General features: G+C 65.7%; 19 protein-coding genes and 1 pseudogene. 10 read left to right on the top strand and 10 right to left on the bottom strand.

Annotated features, from left to right (window positions below; translation table 11 throughout):
• Nucleotides 1-12 precede the first annotated feature (12 nt).
• Nucleotides 13-921 (bottom strand): GNAT family N-acetyltransferase, encoded by a 909-nt coding sequence (locus DM868_RS13540; protein WP_170964523.1) that lies wholly within the window; start codon nucleotides 919-921, stop codon nucleotides 13-15.
• Between the two features lie 4 nt (nucleotides 922-925).
• Nucleotides 926-2,170 carry a Glu-tRNA(Gln) amidotransferase subunit GatD gene (gene gatD / locus DM868_RS13535; RefSeq protein ID WP_137277362.1) on the bottom strand — a complete coding sequence of 415 codons (1,245 nt, stop codon included), beginning with the start codon at nucleotides 2,168-2,170 and terminating at the stop codon, nucleotides 926-928.
• A 134-nt stretch (nucleotides 2,171-2,304) separates the two neighbouring features.
• Between gatD and DM868_RS13530 the strand changes: the two genes are divergently transcribed.
• Nucleotides 2,305-2,679, top strand: coding sequence for a hypothetical protein (locus DM868_RS13530; protein ID WP_137277361.1), 375 nt, complete (start codon nucleotides 2,305-2,307; stop codon nucleotides 2,677-2,679).
• A 26-nt stretch (nucleotides 2,680-2,705) separates the two neighbouring features.
• On the opposite strand, the gene DM868_RS13525 is transcribed toward DM868_RS13530, so the two are convergent.
• Complete coding sequence (locus DM868_RS13525; protein ID WP_137277360.1) at nucleotides 2,706-2,969, bottom strand: hypothetical protein; 264 nt, start codon at nucleotides 2,967-2,969, stop codon at nucleotides 2,706-2,708.
• Between the two features lie 210 nt (nucleotides 2,970-3,179).
• On the opposite strand from DM868_RS13525, the gene DM868_RS13520 reads away from it, so the two are divergent.
• Nucleotides 3,180-4,196 carry a DUF7544 domain-containing protein gene (locus DM868_RS13520; RefSeq protein ID WP_137277359.1) on the top strand — a complete coding sequence of 339 codons (1,017 nt, stop codon included), beginning with the start codon at nucleotides 3,180-3,182 and terminating at the stop codon, nucleotides 4,194-4,196.
• An 83-nt stretch (nucleotides 4,197-4,279) separates the two neighbouring features.
• A complete protein-coding gene (locus DM868_RS13515) occupies nucleotides 4,280-4,564 on the top strand; it encodes a hypothetical protein (RefSeq protein WP_187349123.1) in 285 nt (94 codons plus the stop codon).
• 18 nt (nucleotides 4,565-4,582) lie between these two features.
• Here the strand turns inward: DM868_RS13515 and DM868_RS13510 are convergent, their stop codons facing one another.
• Nucleotides 4,583-5,986 (bottom strand): RtcB family protein, encoded by a 1,404-nt coding sequence (locus DM868_RS13510; RefSeq protein ID WP_137277383.1) that lies wholly within the window; start codon nucleotides 5,984-5,986, stop codon nucleotides 4,583-4,585.
• A gap of 134 nt (nucleotides 5,987-6,120) precedes the next feature.
• Between DM868_RS13510 and DM868_RS13505 the strand changes: the two genes are divergently transcribed.
• Together DM868_RS13505 and DM868_RS13500 are read left to right on the top strand one after the other, a co-directional pair.
• Nucleotides 6,121-7,035 carry an NAD-dependent epimerase/dehydratase family protein gene (locus DM868_RS13505; RefSeq protein WP_137277358.1) on the top strand — a complete coding sequence of 305 codons (915 nt, stop codon included), beginning with the start codon at nucleotides 6,121-6,123 and terminating at the stop codon, nucleotides 7,033-7,035.
• A 47-nt stretch (nucleotides 7,036-7,082) separates the two neighbouring features.
• A pseudogene (locus tag DM868_RS13500) lies at nucleotides 7,083-7,311 on the top strand (antitoxin VapB family protein).
• Between the two features lie 99 nt (nucleotides 7,312-7,410).
• On the opposite strand, the gene DM868_RS13490 reads toward DM868_RS13500, so the two are convergent.
• From DM868_RS13490 to DM868_RS13480, 3 genes are all read right to left on the bottom strand, one after another.
• Nucleotides 7,411-7,740, bottom strand: coding sequence for a hypothetical protein (locus DM868_RS13490; protein WP_137277357.1), 330 nt, complete (start codon nucleotides 7,738-7,740; stop codon nucleotides 7,411-7,413).
• 90 nt (nucleotides 7,741-7,830) lie between these two features.
• The gene (locus DM868_RS13485) at nucleotides 7,831-9,816 is read right to left on the bottom strand and encodes an aconitate hydratase (protein WP_137277356.1); all 1,986 of its coding nucleotides are present in this window, start codon (nucleotides 9,814-9,816) and stop codon (nucleotides 7,831-7,833) included.
• A gap of 143 nt (nucleotides 9,817-9,959) precedes the next feature.
• On the bottom strand, nucleotides 9,960-10,571 hold the full coding sequence (locus DM868_RS13480) for a translation initiation factor IF-2 subunit beta (protein ID WP_137277355.1): 612 nt from the start codon (nucleotides 10,569-10,571) through the stop codon (nucleotides 9,960-9,962).
• A 119-nt stretch (nucleotides 10,572-10,690) separates the two neighbouring features.
• On the opposite strand from DM868_RS13480, the gene DM868_RS13475 reads away from it, so the two are divergent.
• Together DM868_RS13475 and DM868_RS13470 are read left to right on the top strand one after the other, a co-directional pair.
• Nucleotides 10,691-11,041 carry a dihydroneopterin aldolase family protein gene (locus tag DM868_RS13475; protein ID WP_137277382.1) on the top strand — a complete coding sequence of 117 codons (351 nt, stop codon included), beginning with the start codon at nucleotides 10,691-10,693 and terminating at the stop codon, nucleotides 11,039-11,041.
• 75 nt (nucleotides 11,042-11,116) lie between these two features.
• The gene (locus tag DM868_RS13470) at nucleotides 11,117-11,524 is read left to right on the top strand and encodes a DUF5790 family protein (protein WP_137277354.1); all 408 of its coding nucleotides are present in this window, start codon (nucleotides 11,117-11,119) and stop codon (nucleotides 11,522-11,524) included.
• 28 nt (nucleotides 11,525-11,552) lie between these two features.
• Here the strand turns inward: DM868_RS13470 and DM868_RS13465 are convergent, their stop codons facing one another.
• The 3 genes from DM868_RS13465 to DM868_RS13455 all read right to left on the bottom strand — a co-directional run bounded on the left by DM868_RS13465 (nucleotide 11,553) and on the right by DM868_RS13455 (nucleotide 13,987).
• The gene (locus DM868_RS13465) at nucleotides 11,553-12,602 is read right to left on the bottom strand and encodes a S1C family serine protease (protein ID WP_137277353.1); all 1,050 of its coding nucleotides are present in this window, start codon (nucleotides 12,600-12,602) and stop codon (nucleotides 11,553-11,555) included.
• A 71-nt stretch (nucleotides 12,603-12,673) separates the two neighbouring features.
• Nucleotides 12,674-13,441: a hypothetical protein gene (locus tag DM868_RS13460; RefSeq protein WP_137277352.1), complete on the bottom strand. Its 768-nt coding sequence runs from the start codon at nucleotides 13,439-13,441 to the stop codon at nucleotides 12,674-12,676.
• An 87-nt stretch (nucleotides 13,442-13,528) separates the two neighbouring features.
• Nucleotides 13,529-13,987 carry a PaaI family thioesterase gene (locus tag DM868_RS13455; RefSeq protein ID WP_137277351.1) on the bottom strand — a complete coding sequence of 153 codons (459 nt, stop codon included), beginning with the start codon at nucleotides 13,985-13,987 and terminating at the stop codon, nucleotides 13,529-13,531.
• A gap of 95 nt (nucleotides 13,988-14,082) precedes the next feature.
• Between DM868_RS13455 and DM868_RS13450 the strand changes: the two genes are divergently transcribed.
• The 3 genes from DM868_RS13450 to DM868_RS13440 all read left to right on the top strand — a co-directional run bounded on the left by DM868_RS13450 (nucleotide 14,083) and on the right by DM868_RS13440 (nucleotide 15,914).
• Nucleotides 14,083-14,370 (top strand): hypothetical protein, encoded by a 288-nt coding sequence (locus tag DM868_RS13450; protein ID WP_170964522.1) that lies wholly within the window; start codon nucleotides 14,083-14,085, stop codon nucleotides 14,368-14,370.
• Between the two features lie 64 nt (nucleotides 14,371-14,434).
• Nucleotides 14,435-14,617: a DUF5786 family protein gene (locus DM868_RS13445; RefSeq protein ID WP_137277350.1), complete on the top strand. Its 183-nt coding sequence runs from the start codon at nucleotides 14,435-14,437 to the stop codon at nucleotides 14,615-14,617.
• Between the two features lie 61 nt (nucleotides 14,618-14,678).
• Nucleotides 14,679-15,914 (top strand): MBL fold metallo-hydrolase, encoded by a 1,236-nt coding sequence (locus DM868_RS13440; RefSeq protein WP_137277349.1) that lies wholly within the window; start codon nucleotides 14,679-14,681, stop codon nucleotides 15,912-15,914.
• Nucleotides 15,915-15,924: the final 10 nt, after the last annotated feature.

Here is a 15,924-nt window from a genome sequence, read left to right as displayed (position 1 = left end):
TCTGAACGGAAGTCACCGGTACGCGCTCAGGTCGCGCTCGAAGACGAAGTCCGGTTCCTCGGACGTGTCGATGCGAGCGTGCGCGGCGTCGGAGACGTGCCGCGGCGTTTCGGGGGCGAGCACTCGCGCGCACTCTGCGCCCGCGTTCGCCGCATCGCGGGCGATGGCCGCCGCGAGCGATCGAAGCGCCTCGACGTCGTCCCACGCGCCGACGCCGTACTCGGCCCAGCGGCGGGTCTCGCCGTCGTCTTCTTGCTCGAACGTCCGGACCCGGTAGCTCATTCCGCGAAGTCGCTCGGCATCGCGGACGGCCAGCGTCGTTTCGGCCGACTTCAACCGATCGGGCGTCAGTTCGGCGAGCGCCCACGACTCCTCGAGGTCCAGCCCCAGTCCGCACAGTTCGCCGAAGGCGTCGCTACCGTGAAACGCGCTCCACGCGAGCGCGGGATCGGTTTCGACTGTGAGATCGTATCTGGCGTCGGCGTCCGGCGTCGGTTCGAGCCAGCGAAACGCCGTCAACGGCTCGAAGCCGAGCGCCCGCGATTGGCCCATTCCGGCCGCGTTCCACGAGAACACCATGTTTCGACAGACGGTCGCGCCCCGACCGGCCGCCCACTCGAAGACCGTCTCGGTGAGCCGCCGGCCGATATCGCGCCCCCGGACGTCGGGATCGACGCGCATGCCGAGCGCCCACGCCTCGTGAGGCGACAACAGGACGCCCTGACAAATTCCCACCGGCCGCTCGTCGAGAATGGCCACGAGTGTCCGCTGGGTCGGCCCGTCCGTGTCGACCCATCCGTCGAACGCGTCGGGGACGTAGTCGCCGCCGAGTCGATCCCACGTGTCGGTGGTAAACGAGACGATCGCCTCGCGGTCGTCGTGGCGGGCCTGCCGGATCGTCACCGCAGAGTCGGCGGACATCGCCTCAGGTCCAGGGGACCGATCGCTCCTGCAGCTCGCCCGCGATCGATCGACGCATCGTCTCCGCGACGCTCTCGGTGTTCGCGATCGCCCACATCAGCTTCACGTAGGCCGTCTCGGGGAGCGTGTCACCCGCCTCGACGACCCCGGCGTCGAGGAGGTCGCGGCCGGTGTCGTAGACGCGATCGCAGACCCGCCCCTCGATGCACTGGCTCGTCATGACGACCGTCGTGCCGGCGTCTGTGAGTTCGTCGATCCGGTCGATCCACTCGGTGTTGACGTGGCCGAGTCCGGTGCCCTCGAGGACGATACCCGAGGCGCCGTCGGCGAAGTCGAGCCGAGCGGGATCGGTCCCGGGGACGAATTTGAGGAGTTCGACGTCGGTGTCGAGGTCGGGATGAATACCGAGGTCGGCGTCGCCGCGATCGGACACCTCACGTCCGAACGCGACCTCGCCGGTCTCCCACTCGACGCGGCCGAGCGGATTCGCGCCCACGGTCTCGAAGGCGTTCCGTCGCGAGGTGTGGTTCTTCCGGACGCGGGTGCCGCGATGGAGCGCACACGCGTCGTCCGATTCGGTCTCGTGCATGCAGACGAGCACGTCGGAATGATCGGCTTTCGCCGCCTCGACGGCGCAGACCGCGTTCATCACGTTGTCCGAAGAGGGCCGATCGGCCGATCGCTGGCTGCCCGTCAGGACGATCGGGACTGGCGAGTCGAGCATAAAAGAGAGCGCCGCCGCCGTGTACTGCATCGTGTCGGTGCCGTGCATCACGACGACGCCGTCCGCGCCCCGGTCGATCTCGTCGTGGACCGCCTCGGCGAGATCGGTCCAGACGGTCGGCGTCATGTTCTCGGAGAGGATGTTCGCGACGACGCGCCCCCGGTAGTTCGCCCGCCCCGCGAGTTCGGGGACGGCGCGCAGTACGTCCTCGGCGTCGAACTGGGCGGTCACCGCGCCGGTTCGATAATCGACCGTCGAGGCGATCGTCCCGCCGGTCGAGATGAGCGCGATCGTCGGGAGGTCGTCGTCGAAGGTGATCTCCGAGTCGCCCTCGGCATCGCCCGCGGCGGCGATGTCGTAGGTGTCCCTGTCGACGATTTCGACGGACGCGTCGGCCCGATCGATCCCGACGTTGTAGCCGCCATCGAGTTTGACGACGAGTTCCTCGTTCGTCGTCGAGGGCAACAGCACGCCCTCGTAGGTGGTCCCGGTGCGATCGACGCGGACGCGATCCCCTGCGTTCATACGGCGCTCTACCGCGTCGTCCGACTTGAAAGGCTCCCTTCGTCGGTCGGGGCGGCGTCGGGGGCGGGGAGCAATGAGCCGGATTCGGACTCGACCGGCGCAGTGTTTATTGTACAGTCCGCACTCCACAGACTATGGCCCTCCTCGGAGATGTGGAGCCACGACAGCGAGTCGGCGCAGGCCTCCTCTTTTTGATCATCGCCATGGGCGTCCTCGTGGTGCAGCCGGCCACCCCGGTCCTGACGGCCACCATCGCGAGCATCAACCTCCTGTTCAGCGCGCTCTTTCTCCTCACGGTCGGACGCGACACGACGACGGCGACCTACGACGTCGGCTTTTGGCTCCTCTCGATCGTCGTCGCACTGGCGGTGTACCTCTCGACTACGATCGTCCTCACGGGGACGATAGATCTGTTTCAGGTCCTCGTGTTCACGATTGTGTTCGGACTCGTCCTCGGATTGCTCGCGGAGCTTCGAGCGAATCTCACCGACCGGCGTGACCGTCGCTGAATCTCGTCACGATCCACCAGCTGTATCTAGTCCTCTCGGATGCCCCACACGACGAGGAGGAGTCCGATCCCGATCACGCTCCAGAGGAGGAGTCGAGTCCCGAGAAAAAGCTGCACGGATTCCGGCGCGGTCCCGTACGGACCGGGGGCGAACTCCCCCGAACCCTCTAGACTCGTTCCTCTCGCGATGTGGTACTGGGTCAAAAAGAAGTGCCGAGCCCACGAGCTGATAACGACCGCGAGCGTTCCGAAACCGGTCAGAACGCTCCCGGAGATCGTTTTCGAATTCATGAATTCAATCTACCGGAGCACTACTCACACTAGTCGGGAAAACCATACCCTCACGAAAGTCCCAAAGAAGTGCGTACGAACCCGCAAGTTGCCTCCGTGGGTCGGTAGCCGAACCCCCAACGGAGGAATCCTCGCGCTTTAGCGCGGGGAGGATGTCAGTTACTGAGAATCAACTCAGAAAATATACCCGTTCGTGTGTATAGGCACCGTATGACGCTGTACGCGCTCGAGGATCTGGACGACGCGCTCGCCGTGACGCGGGCGCTTCTCACGCCGATCGATCGAACGGTGTGGGTGAAGCTCGCGTTCGTCGCGTTCTTTATCGGTGGACCGGGGGGAAGCGTCAATCCGGTCCAGTACACGGCCGGCGGAAACGGGGGCGGGAACGGCACCCCGCCGCCCGGCGGGATGCCCGGCTTCGATCCCGGACCCCGAGTGTGGCTGCTGATCGCCGGTGTCGTCGGCGCAATCGTGCTCATCGCCCTCGTGTTCACTCTCATTGGTTCGATCATGGAGTTCGTCTTCGTCGAGTCGCTCCGAAGCGAGACGGTGACGATCCGTCAGTACTGGCGTCGTCGATGGCGACAGGGGCTCCGGCTGTTCGGCTTCCGTTTGGTCATCGGCTTCTTCGTCTTCGGAACCGCACTCCTATTCGGTGCGATCGCGTACTTGTCGCTGGAATCGGTTACCCCCGGAGCGGTGGCCGCGATCGTGCTGTTGCTCATTCCGATGTTCGTGGTCCTCGCGCTCGTGGTCGGGCTCGTGAGCGGGTTCACCACCGCCTTCGTCGTCCCGATCATGATCAAGACGGATTGCGGCGTCCTCGCCGGATGGCGTCGGCTCTGGCCCACGATCACCGCGAACCCCTGGCAGTACCTCGCCTACGCCGTCTCGAGTTTCTTCCTCTCGATCATCGGCGGGATCCTCATCGCGATGGCCACCGGGCTGTTGGCGCTCGCCCTGCTCATCCCGTTCGGCCTTCTCTTCGCTGTCGGCGTGGGGTTGCTCGTCTTCGTCGCCGAGCCGCTCGGGATCGGCGTACTCGTGGTCGTCGGGCTGCTGTTCGGACTGTCGATTCTCGTCGTCGCGGCGCTGGTGCAGGTCCCGGTACTGGCGTACCTCCGGTACTACGCGCTCTTGGTTCTCGGCGACATCGATCCGGAGTTCGACCTGATCCCGGAGCAGCGAGCGAACGTGCGCGAGTCCTCGGCGGCGTCAGCAACCTAGTTGCAATGGATCGAATCGAACGGAGTCCCGACGAGTCAGGCGCGAGGCGGACCGGTGGGTCAGCGGCCACGAGGTCGGCCGGCGTGAGTGTGGTTCTTGCAGGATCGATCGTGTTAATGGGGATCATCAGGGCCCGAACCTCAATTCGAGCGTACTACACGTTTCACTACAGTGAATCGAGCGGCTTCGACTGCGGCTTCCACTGCAAACCGAATCCACACGTCGATGGATTGCTCCACTATCAGGAGCGCGAGAACACGGATAGTGCGTACAGCTACGAACCGGTTTCGTTCAACGCGCGTTCGGCATCCGGGCTTCTTTGGGAACTGTTCGACGCGTTCGATGAGCGGCTTCGCGATCGGCGATGAGTTTGCCGTCGTATCGACTCAATCCCGACTCTTGATGTTATGCACGGGGTCGAGCCACTCCGTGATCTCCGCGGTCGGTTCCAGCGCGTCGACGATAGACTCGGCGGGTTTGTACGCCATCGGCGCTTCGTCGCGGACACCGTCGACGATCGATTCTGAATAGATACCGTCCATCGAGGCCTCGAACTCGGAGAGCGCGACCGTCTCGAAGGCCTCGCTGCGGCTCATCGTTCGGCCCGCGCCGTGCGGGGCGCTCCGGTTGTACGCGTCGTTGCCCCTCCCACGGGCGATGATCGATCCTTCGGCCATGTTGAGCGGGACGACGAGCCGTTGGCCCTCGCGGGCCGGCGTCGCCCCTTTACGGATCGTCAGATCGCGGAAGTCGACGTAGTTGTGGATCGACTGAAACGCGTCGGTGGACTCGACGGCGAGCGCGTCGCAGATTGCCTCACCGATCAGTGTGCGGTTCCAGCGGGCGTACTGCTGGGCGAACAGCATGTCGACGTAGTAGCCGTGCGCCTCACGCCCCTCGAGATAGTCGAGCTCGTCGTTTCGCTCCGCGACGTTCTCAGCCGGGCGCGAGAGCCGATCGAAGGTGCGCTCGATTTCCGTGCCGTCGAACGCCTCCAAGATAGCGTCTTTTTCGAGGTGCGATTCGCCCATCCCACCAGTCACCCACGTGTACAGTTCGCGATCGCTGACCGCCTCGGGATCGAACTTCAAGAAGCGGACGTCGTCCTCATCGATGGCGTCGCGGATCGCGTCCGCGGCGCGGTAGTCGTTGGCCCGCCCCTGCCAAAAGTCCGCGACGGATTTGCCGAGATAACGCGATCCGCTGTGGACGACGAGCCAGTACCGACCCGTCTCGCGTGAACGGGCGAACTCGACAAAGTGGTTGCCGCCGCCGAGCGTGCCCGCACTCCGGATGACGTATCGCATCCCCTGTCGCTGCTCGCGGAGGACGCGCTCGCAGAGCGATTTGAAGTACGCCTCGTCGTAGCCGTCGAACTCGAAGCCGGGATCGATCCGCTCGCCGAAGCGGTCGGCGTGGGCGTCGTCGAAGCGCTCGAAGACCCGGTTGGCGCGCTCGAACGGGAACTCGTCGACGAGGTGGACGGCGTCGTCGTAGTCGTGGACCGATCGGCCCATCGGGACGGCGTCGCGGACGGTGCGTTCGCGGTCGGCGTCCGCAAGCGGCAGCGTGTCGCCGAGTTCGAACGCCGCCATCCCGCAGCCGACGTCGACGCCGACGATGTTCGGGACGATCCGCTCGCCGAGCGGCATGGTGAAGCCGACCGGCGCGCCCGCGCCGACGTGGGCGTCGGGCATCATCCGGATCGGTTCGGTGAAGGCCGGGTGCTCCACCAGATCGTCGAGCTGGTCGAGGACGTTCGACGCGACGAGCCCCTCGTCGTCGGTCATGATCCGCGCGGTCGTGTGGGCGCCTCGGCGTTCGATCACTGAGAGGAGGTTATCCGTTCTGGTATTTAAGTTCGCGGCAGTGCGCTCGACTCCTCGCTCGCAACGTTTTTGTGCCGATTCGACGACGGTCGCGTATGCAGGACCAACGCGTCCTCGTCACGGGTGGGGCGGGGTTCATCGGCTCGAACCTGGCGAACCGGCTGGCCGAAGACAACGACGTCGTCGTCGTCGACGACTGTTACCTCGGGACGCCCGAGAATCTCGACGACGGCGTGGCGTTTTACGACCGATCCGTCCTCGACGACGACCTGCCGACCGACGTGGACGTCGTCTTTCACCTCGCGGCGCTGTCCTCGTACGCGATGCACGAGGAGGAGCCTCGGCGCGGCGCGCGCGTGAACGTCGAGGGGTTCGTCAACGTCGTCGATCAAGCGCGTCAAGACGGCTGTGACACCGTCGTCTACGCCTCGACGTCATCGATCTACGGCTCGCGGACCGAGCCCTCTCCCGAGGACATGGACGTGGCCGTCAACACGGGCTATGAGGCCTCGAAGCTCGCCCGCGAGCGCTACGCGGAGTACTTTTCGAACCACTACGGGATGTCGCTGTCCGGCCTCCGATTCTTCTCCGTGTATCAGGGCTACGGCGGCGCGGAGGAACACAAGGGCGAGTACGCGAACGTGATCGCGCAGTTCGCCGACGACATCGTCAACGGGGAATCGCCGGTGCTGTACGGCGACGGCACCCAGACCCGCGACTTCACGCACGTCTCCGATATCGTCAGCGGGATCGAACTCGCCGCCGAGCACCGACTCGACGGCGTGTACAACGTCGGGACCGGCGAGCGCTACTCGTTCAACGAGGTCGTCGACCTCCTGAACGCGGAGTTGGGGACGAACGTCGAGGCCGAATACGTGGAGAATCCGATCCCCGAGTCGGTGTACGTCCACGACACCTGCGCGGACTACTCGAAGCTCAACGCGGCGACCGGGTGGGAGCCGGCGATCGACTTCGAGACGGGGATCGAACTGGTGTGTTCACCGTACTGAGCCACCCCACTCATCATTCTCGTAGAGCGTCAACACTGTCAACAGAGATGTCGCATCAGATCCGTCTCGAAGATGACGTGTACGAGCGAATCAAGGCAAACAAGCGCGATGACGAGTCGTTCAGCGGCGCCGTCGCACGGTTGATCGGTGGGCGATCACTCTGCGATCCCCGATGTCTTCGACCGAAAGCAGGTGCGTGAGATGTGAGAGGCCATCGAAACCGCTGATGAAGCGGACCGCGAAGAAGTTTGTGAAATCTCGGATCGGTTTGAATAGCGATGATCGTCGATACGAGTTTTATTCGGGATGTCATCGACGGTGACGAGGCCGCCGTTACCAAAGAGCGTGAGCTCGAAGCCGAAAGCGTACTACTCGTCACCCCGTCGATGACCGTTTTGGATCGCTATATGGGTGTTGGGAACGTGGCAGGTACCTCTGAAACACAGCGGTGTCCGAGAGCGCGTGCAGCGAGACCAGTCCTGACGATCCGTAGGCGGCGGCGTGGACAGAGAGCGGATAGAGCCCGTCGGCGCTGTACAACAGATCGAAGTTCCCCGCCCGAGCAAGGAGATCGAACAGGAGGATCCCGCCGAGAGTGATCCGAAGCGCCGCCAGCGCCCGCGTGTCGATCACGAAGTGGCGGCGGACGCGTCGCGCCGCGGTCTCGAGGGCGGGCGGGATCGAGTCGCGGGGGACGGAGATCATCGTGAGCGAGGACGCCCAGCGCTCGCGGCGCCGGAACGACGACGTCACTCACGGATCGGACGCAAATAAAAAGTCGGAGCGAGTGCCGTCTCAGTCGTCGGCGGGCGCCGCGCCGCTGTCGCCTTCGGCCTGCTTTTTCGTGTGCGAGAGCTTGCCGCCGTCGGCGAGGATCTGTCGCTCACGCTCGGAGGCGTCGAGCGTGGCCGTGAGTTCCCAGTCGTCGTTGACGCGGACGGTGAACTCCTCTTGGCCGGATCGGACGGCCTCGGCGACGTCGTCCACGATCTCGATGTCGTCGCCCTGCTCGATCTTCTCGTAGTCGTCGGCGTCGATCTCCAGCGGGAGGAGCCCGAAGTTGAACAGGTTCGCCTTGTGGATGCGGGCGAAGCTCTGTGCGAGGACGCCCTCGATACCGAGGTACATCGGGCACAGTGCCGCGTGCTCACGCGAGGAGCCCTGTCCGTAGTTCTCGCCCGCAACGAGGAAGCCGCCATCGGAGTCGAGCGAGCGCTGGGCGAAGGTCTCGTCGACGCGAGAGAGCGTGAACTCCGAGAGCTTCGGGATGTTCGACCGGTACATCAGGATGTCCTGCGTTGCCGGGATGATGTGGTCGGTCGTGATGTTGTCCTCCATCTTCAGGAGGGCCGGCCCGGAGATGTCGGCGTCGAGTTCGTCTTTCAGGGGCACGTCGCCGATGTTCGGACCTTTGATCAGGTCGTCGTCGACGGCCTCGTCGGGCGAGATTATATCGGGGTCGTCCCGTCCCATCCCCTCGCTGTACTTGTCGGCCATCTGGAGGCCAGGCGCATCGAGGTCGCCGAGTTCGTCGGCGAGGTCGCGCGGGTCGACGATCTCGCCGGCGATCGCCGCCGCGGTGGCGACCTCGGGCGAGCAGAGGTAGACGTTGTCGTCCTCGATCCCGGATCGACCCTCGAAGTTCCGGTTGAATGTTCGCAGCGAAACCGAATCGGAGGAGGGCACGTGACCGATACCGATGCAGGCACCGCACGTCGCCTCGGAGAAGTTGACGCCGGCAGCCATCATCTCCGCGGTCCAGCCCTCGCGGGCGAGCATCTCGGAGGCCTGCTTCGAGCCGGGCGCGACGATCATCTCGGTCTTCCGGTCGATCGTGCGGCCCTCGAGCATCTTCGCGCCGGGGAGGATGTCCTCGTAGGCGCCGTTCGTACAGGAGCCGATGATGACCTGCTCGACGTCCGTGCCGGCGACCTCGCGGACGGGCACGACCTTGTCGGGCATCGACGGGCAGGCGATGAGCGGTTCGAGCTCGGCGAGGTCGACCTCGATCGTGTCGGCGTATTCGGCGTCCTCGTCGGCCTGGAGGTCGACGTACTCGTCCTCGCGGCCGATCCGCGACAGCCAGTCCTTCGTCTTCTCGTCGGTCGGGAAGATCGAGGAGGTGGCACCGAGCTCCGTGCCGAGGTTCGTGATCGTCGTCCGCTCGGGGACGGTCAGCGACTCGACGCCGGGGCCGCTGTACTCGAAGATCTTGCCGACGCCGCCTTTCACCGAGAGCTCACCGAGCAAGTGGAGCGCGATGTCCTTCGCGGTCGCCCAGTCGGGGAGTTCGCCCGTGAGGTGGACGTTGACGACTTCCGGCATCTCGATGTAGTAGGCGCCGCCGCCCATCGCGACGGCGACGTCGAGGCCACCCGAACCGATCGCGAGCTGGCCGAGGCCGCCTGGCGTCGGCGTGTGGCTGTCCGAGCCGAGGAGCGTCTTGCCGGGCGCGGCGAAGTTCTCTTTGTGGACGTTGTGACAGATACCGTTGCCGGGGCGGCTGTAGTAGGCCCCGAACGTCCCCGCGGCGCTGCGGAGGAAGCGGTGGTCGTCGGTGTTCTTGAAGTCGAACTGATACGTCTGGTGATCACAGTACTGCGCGGCGAGTTCCGTCTGGACCTCGTCGAGGCCGAGCGCCTCGAACTGCAGCCACACGAGCGTCCCCGTCGTGTCCTGTGTCAGCACCTGATCGATCTCGATACCGATCTCCTCTCCGGTTTCGAGTTCACCTTCGACGAGATGGTCGTCGAGAATTTTTTCGGCAATCGTCTGTCCCATATCGTTCATCAATCGATTGTCCACGGATATAAATCCGGCGTGTTTCGCCCCGTATCCGGTGGTTTGGCAATATTCGCACGAAACGGATGTTGGGTTTTAGTCGCCGGGTAGACAATTTAATGAACAATCGTCAAGAAAAGTCGTCAGGCGAGCCGCGAGAAGGCGAGATTGCCGCTGGTGCTCTCGATGTAGATGTCGACGACGTCGCCCTCGCTGGCCCCCGGAACGAAGATCGTGTAGTCGCCGCGGTGGGCGACGCCGTCGCCCTTCCGGCCGGTGTCGGTCACCTTCACCGTGTAGGTCTTGCCGGCCTGCACGTCGTCTTGGCGCTCTTGGGTGGTGTTCGATCGCTTGTTCTTCGAGACGGGGCGGAACGCACCACACGCGTCACACCGGAGCATAAGGGTGCGATTCTCCTGGACGAGGCGGGTGTCCGGCAGCCCGCACTCGCTACAGAGGACGTACTCCTCGGTGTAATCGTCGATCACGCGCTCGAAATCGCTGGCGTCGAAGTTTCCGTTGTATCGGCCGACGCCCTCGTCGAGTTTTCCGGAGGTCGCGAGTGTCTGCTGGACGTAGCGGTGGACGTGATCCGTGTCGCGGTTCAGCGCGTCGGCGATCGCATCGAGATTCGTAAATCGCGTGAACGCGCCGTCGGGTTGTGCGACCGCATCGGGGACCGAGAGCCGCTCGCTCGCCGACCCGATGTCCGGGACGGCTTCGAGCGCTCGGTCGAGACTCGATTCGTATTCCATACGGTCCGAACGGGCGTGAGCGGTAAATGCGTTCCGAGACGGCGGTCCGCATCCCGAGCGAGCCGATGATCCGCGTCCCGATGGCGAACGAATTAGTGGACAGCGACCGAGCGGTCGGCATGGACCCGACCACGCCGGATACAGCCTGCTTCGAGGCAGGGATCAAGTTCGGAAGCCTGTACCACCAGTTCGCGGGAACGCCCGTCTCGCCGGACAGCAGCGCGAGCCTCGCGCGTGCGATGGAGGAATCGATCGAGAACCAGCCGTTCTGCACCGACGTGACGGTCGAGATCCGCGACGACGAACTCGAGGCAGCGCTCGCCGCCCAATCGGCCGAGTACACGGAACTCACGGGTCGGTTCATCGATGTCGAGATCGTGATCGACTACGAGGGCGCGACCGTCGTCGCCTCGATGGCGATGGACGGCGACTACCCGCGGATGCAACTCGACCGCGTCGAGCGTCCGTAGCGGCCGGCTCGCGACCGCGATCTTCACTTTCGCTTCGCGGCGTGTTTTTAACCGCAGGCGCACAAGAGATCCGATATGAGTCAGGCGACACTCGACGACGACGAACTGTTCGATGAAGCCGCGACGGAGATGCGCGAGGATGTCGAATCGAGCCTCGACGCGGCGAGAGCGGCCCTCCCCGAAGCCGACGCCGTCTGGGATGCCGAGGCTGACAACACGCTCGGCGTCCTCAACGGCCTGAAGGGCGCGCTCGACACGGGCGACGCCGAGGCGCACCTCAGGGACGCGAAAAAGTGGTTCGCGATCGGCAGGAAGGCCGACGCCTTCGAGGACGCCGACGACCTCGAGAACGAGCTCGCCGAGCTCGAAGAGACCCTCGGGCGGATCACGACGGCCCACGAGCAGGTGGGCGAGCTCACGGCGACGATTCCGGAGCTGCGCGGGCTGCTCGAGGACGCCGAGAGCGACGACGCCGAGGAGTGAGCCGGGGGGCCGGTGGGTCGACGCCGGCTCAGGGCTCCGGCCGCGCACCGATGCCGACGGTCAACTCCCGCAGTTCGCCGTCGCGGATCACCGTCGCCGGAACGCGGTCGCCGGGCGAGAGTTCGAGCGCGAGCGTCGTTCCCAGATCCGCGTTCGAGTCGATCGCGTTGCCCGCGAGCTCGACGAGGACGTCGCCGCCGACGGGGACCGGTCGTCCGTCGATCTCCGTCTCGCTCGTGACGTCTCGGAAGGTCCCGGCGGCCGGCGTCCCGGCAGCGGTAGCCACGACGAGCACGCCGCGAGCCTCGTCGAGCTCGTTCGCCTCGGCGATGGCCGGCGTCACGTTCACGAGTTGAATACCGAGGAACGGATGATCGTAGTTGCCGGTCCGAATCAACTCCGGGAGCACCCGACGAGCGAGCAGCGGCGAGACGGCGAACCCGACGCTCGTGCCCGCACCCGCGACGGCGACGCCGGTCACGATTCCCTCCATCGTGACCAGCGGCCCGCCGCTGTTTCCGGGGTCCAATCCGGCGTCGGTCTGGACGGTGTTCGGGATCGAAAAGCCGGTCTGTTCGTTGGGGAGCGACCGGTTCTTACCGCTAATTATCCCGGCCGAAACGGAGGACTCGAGACCGAAGGGACTCCCCAGCGCGAGCACTTCGGTGCCGACCGCGGGGATCGACTCGACGAACGACAGCGGTCGGGCGTAGTCTGGAACGTCCGTCGAGAGGACGGCGAGGTCGGCGTACACGTCCGTCGCGGTGACGCCCGCGCTGCGCCACTCGCCGTTCTCGAAGCGAACGTCGATCGTTTCGGCGTCGCCGACGACGTGTTGGTTCGTGACGACGACGCCGTCGTGGACGAACCCCGAGCCGCCGCCGGATTCGTCGCCAACGAAGACGACCGACCGGATGGTCCGCTCGTACGCGGCGGCGTACTTCGAACCGCCGTCAACCGGCGCGTCGAGCGGTTCGATCGGCTCGGGCGGATCCCGAGCACCAGTCGTACAACCGGCGAGTCCGGCGGCGACTCCGGCCGCGCCGGCGAGGAACCGACGGCGTGTCAGCCGTGACATGTCCGCCATACGGCTGCGTCTCGAAAGTATGTTCGGCTCGGGGCGGTACGCGCCGGGGGCGGTTGCGGTCGTCAGTCCAGCCGCTGTTGGCGCCACGTCGTCCGATCGAACATCCGCTCGACCTCGCCCTCCTGCTGGCGGATGGCGACCGCGGTGTTGAACAGGAACGCGGCGACGAGGACCGTCCCGACGAGCCAGACCGCATCGACGACGCTGCGATCGAGGCCGACGACGCCGCTCGCCAGATCCGTCACGACGATCCCGACGACGCAGACGGTCGCCGGCAGCAGGTGTCGCGTGATCGCGGAGAACGTCGTCCCCTCGTGTGCGCGCGTTGTTCGAACGCCGTAAAAGATCGCCCAGATCGACGCGCCGATCCAGCCGACGGCGACGACGGGGCGCGTCCACGCGTCAGCGGCGACGTAGCCGATCCACCACGCGGCAACGAAGCCGACGACCACGAGGCCGTCGACCCACACGGGAAGCAGCCGGCCCGACGCCCCGTCGGGGCGGTCGGCGTGATACATCGCCCGGAGTCCGAGCGCGATGAAGAGGATGAAAAACAGCACCGCCCCCTCCGCGAAGACGGCGAGCCACACGCGGCCGGTCAGATCGGTTGCGATACCGGCGACGCCGTAGACGATCGCGGCGCCGATCGCGACGGCGAGGTACCCCCACTCGTAGTCGAATCCCTCGGCGAGCACGCGGCGGACGTAGACCGCCAAGAAGACGAGCAGGATGGCCGCTGCGACGGCGATCGAAGCGTGGGCGAGCAGCCGAGTGACGAGGATCGTCCCGGCCGGATCGCCACCGTTGACGAAGGGTGCTGTCGCGCTCATGACCGGTGGTTCGGCCCCACGATCCATATGTGTTCGTCCGATTCCCGGACCGTGCGACGGCTTCGGAGACCGATTCCCGTCACGCGATCAGCTCCGAAAGAGCCGATAGGCCCCCTGCCCGACGGCGACCAGACACGCCTCGCCGTCGTGGCTTTGGCTCTCGACCCCGACGGTCGAGACGCCGACGCTGCCGCCGACTCTGACGACCTCCGCGGTCGCCGTCAGATCGCCCGCAGCCGGCCGGAGGTAGTTGACGTTGAGGTTGATCGTCGCCAGATCGTCGTTGATCGGGTCGGTGAGATACGGTCGGAGGACGATGCCGCCGACCACGTCGATGAGCGTGGAAGCGATACCACCTTGGACGGTCGGCGGTTCGGTCGGATTCGTGAGCTTCTCGTCGAACGGGATCGTCGCCACCATTCGGTCGGTTTCGAGGCGGTCGACGGTGAAGTTGAGCCACGAGAGAAAGCCGTGTTCAGCGTCGAGATACGTCTGGAGCAACTCTGCGGCGTCGTCCGGAATCTCGCTCGGCTGTGGCTCCGTCATGCCCGCAGGTCGGGACGGCGACGGATTGTACGCTTGGGTTGCCGCGCCGTCCCGGTCGACCACACGCTCAAGTCGATCCGGGCGGTATTTCCAGCGTGGAAGATCCGAAGACCGATCTGGACGTCGACGCGCTCGTCTCGGGGCTGGAGCCGTTCGGCGGCGACGAAGCCGAGCGTCGGGCCGTCGCGCGACACGCGCGCGACCTCGCCGACAGCGGCCGCTACGCCGACAATGCGGGGATCGACCTCACCGCGGAACACGTCGCGGTCCAGCTTGCGGACGCCCCCGAGGGCGGCCCGGCGGATCGGTGGAACTGGTGGATCGGCTCCCTCGAGTTCGCCTACGGTGGGTACGCCGAATTTCAGCTCCGCCGGTTCGGCTGAGAGCGACGCCGACGACGCGTCGACCCGGGGTGCTTTTCCGTCGGGAGATCCTCGTTCGAGGCGTATGGGCTTCGGTAGCTACGACGAATCCGAACAGCAGAATCAGAACGTCGACACGGACGACAGCGGCGCGGTCAACGTCCACGAGAACGACCACGACGGCAGCGTGGAGTTCGAGTTCGACGAGGAGGAGTCGCTCATCGACCGACTCCAGGACATGAAAGACGCCGCCGAGGGCGGCGAGTGAGCGGGTCGAGGGGCCACCCGAACCGATGGGTGCAAACGGGCCGGGCGAGTAGCAGCCGACAGTGAACGTCCAGTTTCTCGGCGGTGCGGGCGAAGTCGGTCGCAGCGCGATCTTGATCGACGAGTCGCTCCTGCTCGATTTCGGGACGAAGACCGGCGATCCGCCGCAGTATCCGGTCGGGGACGTCTCACCCGAGGCGGTCGTCGTCAGCCACGGCCACCTCGACCACGTCGGGGCGATCCCCGCGCTGTTGTCGGGCGACGATCGGCCGGCGGTCCACTGGACGCCGCCGACCTACGAGCTGGCGATGACGCTGGCGCGGGACACGCTCAAGCTGCGTGGCGGAACGCCGCTGTGTCCCTTCACCAGGGAGGAGCGAAGCCGCGTCACCGAGGTGTCGCGGACGCACGGCTACCGCGAGCCGTTCGAGGCGGCCGGCCACCGCGTCGAGTTCTTCAACGCCGGCCACATTCCGGGCAGCGCGCACGTTCTCGTTAGCGACGGGGAAACGCGGCTGCTCTACACGGGCGATTTCCACACCGACGACCAGCGATTGGTGTCGGCCACGACAGATCGCCCCGACGCCGACATCGTGATCTGCGAGAGCACCTACGCCGACGTCGAGCACGAACCCCGCGAGCGGGTCGAAACGCGGTTCGTCGAGAGCGTCCGGACGACGCTGTGGGAGGGCGGCACGGTCGTCGTGCCGGCCTTCGCGATCGGCCGGACCCAGGAGCTGATGTTGCTCTGTGCGGCCCACGACATCGACTGCTACGTCGACGGCATGGGCGTCGAGGTGACCGAACTCGTCCGTCGGTATCCCGAGTTCCTCCGGGACGCCGACGCGATGGCGCGGGCGAAATCGAACGCGCGCATCGTCACCGGCCGCGACGGCCAGCGAAAGCGGATCGCGAGCGAGCCGACGGTCATCATCACCACGGCAGGAATGCTCTCGGGCGGCCCAGCGATGACGTACATCCCCGAGATCCACGCGAACCCGATGAACAAGATCTGTTTCTCGGGGTATCAGGTCGAGGGGACACCCGGCCGCCAGCTCATAGAGACCGGCAGCGCTGAGATCGGTCGCCGACACCTTCGGGTGTCCGCCCAGGTCGAGCAGTACGACTTCTCGGCACACGCCGACCGGAACGGGCTCCGATCGTTCCTCGATTCGTACGCCGACGCACCGATCCTCCTCAACCACGGCGACAGCTGTGGCTGGTTCGCCGAGGAGCTTCGGGCGGCGGGGTTCGAGGCGACCGCGCCGGAGATCGGGGGCGAAATCGACGTGCCGTAGCCGGCGAGTA

Source organism: Natronomonas salsuginis (assembly GCF_005239135.1).
Taxonomy (GTDB): Archaea; Halobacteriota; Halobacteria; order Halobacteriales; family Haloarculaceae; genus Natronomonas; species Natronomonas salsuginis.
Note: the sequence above shows the minus strand (reverse complement) of the source record. Positions and strands in the feature narration are given on the sequence as shown.

Coding starts and splice junctions, on each gene's coding strand:
- DM868_RS13455 (WP_137277351.1), bottom strand. CDS start 13,987: ATGACGGAGCCACAGCCGAGCGAGATTCCGGACGACGCCGCAGAGTTG.
- DM868_RS13465 (WP_137277353.1), bottom strand. CDS start 12,602: ATGTCACGGCTGACACGCCGTCGGTTCCTCGCCGGCGCGGCCGGAGTC.
- DM868_RS13525 (WP_137277360.1), bottom strand. CDS start 2,969: ATGAATTCGAAAACGATCTCCGGGAGCGTTCTGACCGGTTTCGGAACG.
- DM868_RS13480 (WP_137277355.1), bottom strand. CDS start 10,571: ATGGAATACGAATCGAGTCTCGACCGAGCGCTCGAAGCCGTCCCGGAC.
- DM868_RS13475 (WP_137277382.1), top strand. CDS start 10,691: ATGGACCCGACCACGCCGGATACAGCCTGCTTCGAGGCAGGGATCAAG.
- DM868_RS13510 (WP_137277383.1), bottom strand. CDS start 5,986: ATGACCGACGACGAGGGGCTCGTCGCGTCGAACGTCCTCGACCAGCTC.
- DM868_RS13520 (WP_137277359.1), top strand. CDS start 3,180: ATGACGCTGTACGCGCTCGAGGATCTGGACGACGCGCTCGCCGTGACG.
- DM868_RS13485 (WP_137277356.1), bottom strand. CDS start 9,816: ATGGGACAGACGATTGCCGAAAAAATTCTCGACGACCATCTCGTCGAA.
- gatD (WP_137277362.1), bottom strand. CDS start 2,170: ATGAACGCAGGGGATCGCGTCCGCGTCGATCGCACCGGGACCACCTAC.
- DM868_RS13540 (WP_170964523.1), bottom strand. CDS start 921: ATGTCCGCCGACTCTGCGGTGACGATCCGGCAGGCCCGCCACGACGAC.
- DM868_RS13445 (WP_137277350.1), top strand. CDS start 14,435: ATGGGCTTCGGTAGCTACGACGAATCCGAACAGCAGAATCAGAACGTC.
- DM868_RS13460 (WP_137277352.1), bottom strand. CDS start 13,441: ATGAGCGCGACAGCACCCTTCGTCAACGGTGGCGATCCGGCCGGGACG.
- DM868_RS13490 (WP_137277357.1), bottom strand. CDS start 7,740: ATGATCTCCGTCCCCCGCGACTCGATCCCGCCCGCCCTCGAGACCGCG.
- DM868_RS13505 (WP_137277358.1), top strand. CDS start 6,121: ATGCAGGACCAACGCGTCCTCGTCACGGGTGGGGCGGGGTTCATCGGC.
- DM868_RS13530 (WP_137277361.1), top strand. CDS start 2,305: ATGGCCCTCCTCGGAGATGTGGAGCCACGACAGCGAGTCGGCGCAGGC.
- DM868_RS13470 (WP_137277354.1), top strand. CDS start 11,117: ATGAGTCAGGCGACACTCGACGACGACGAACTGTTCGATGAAGCCGCG.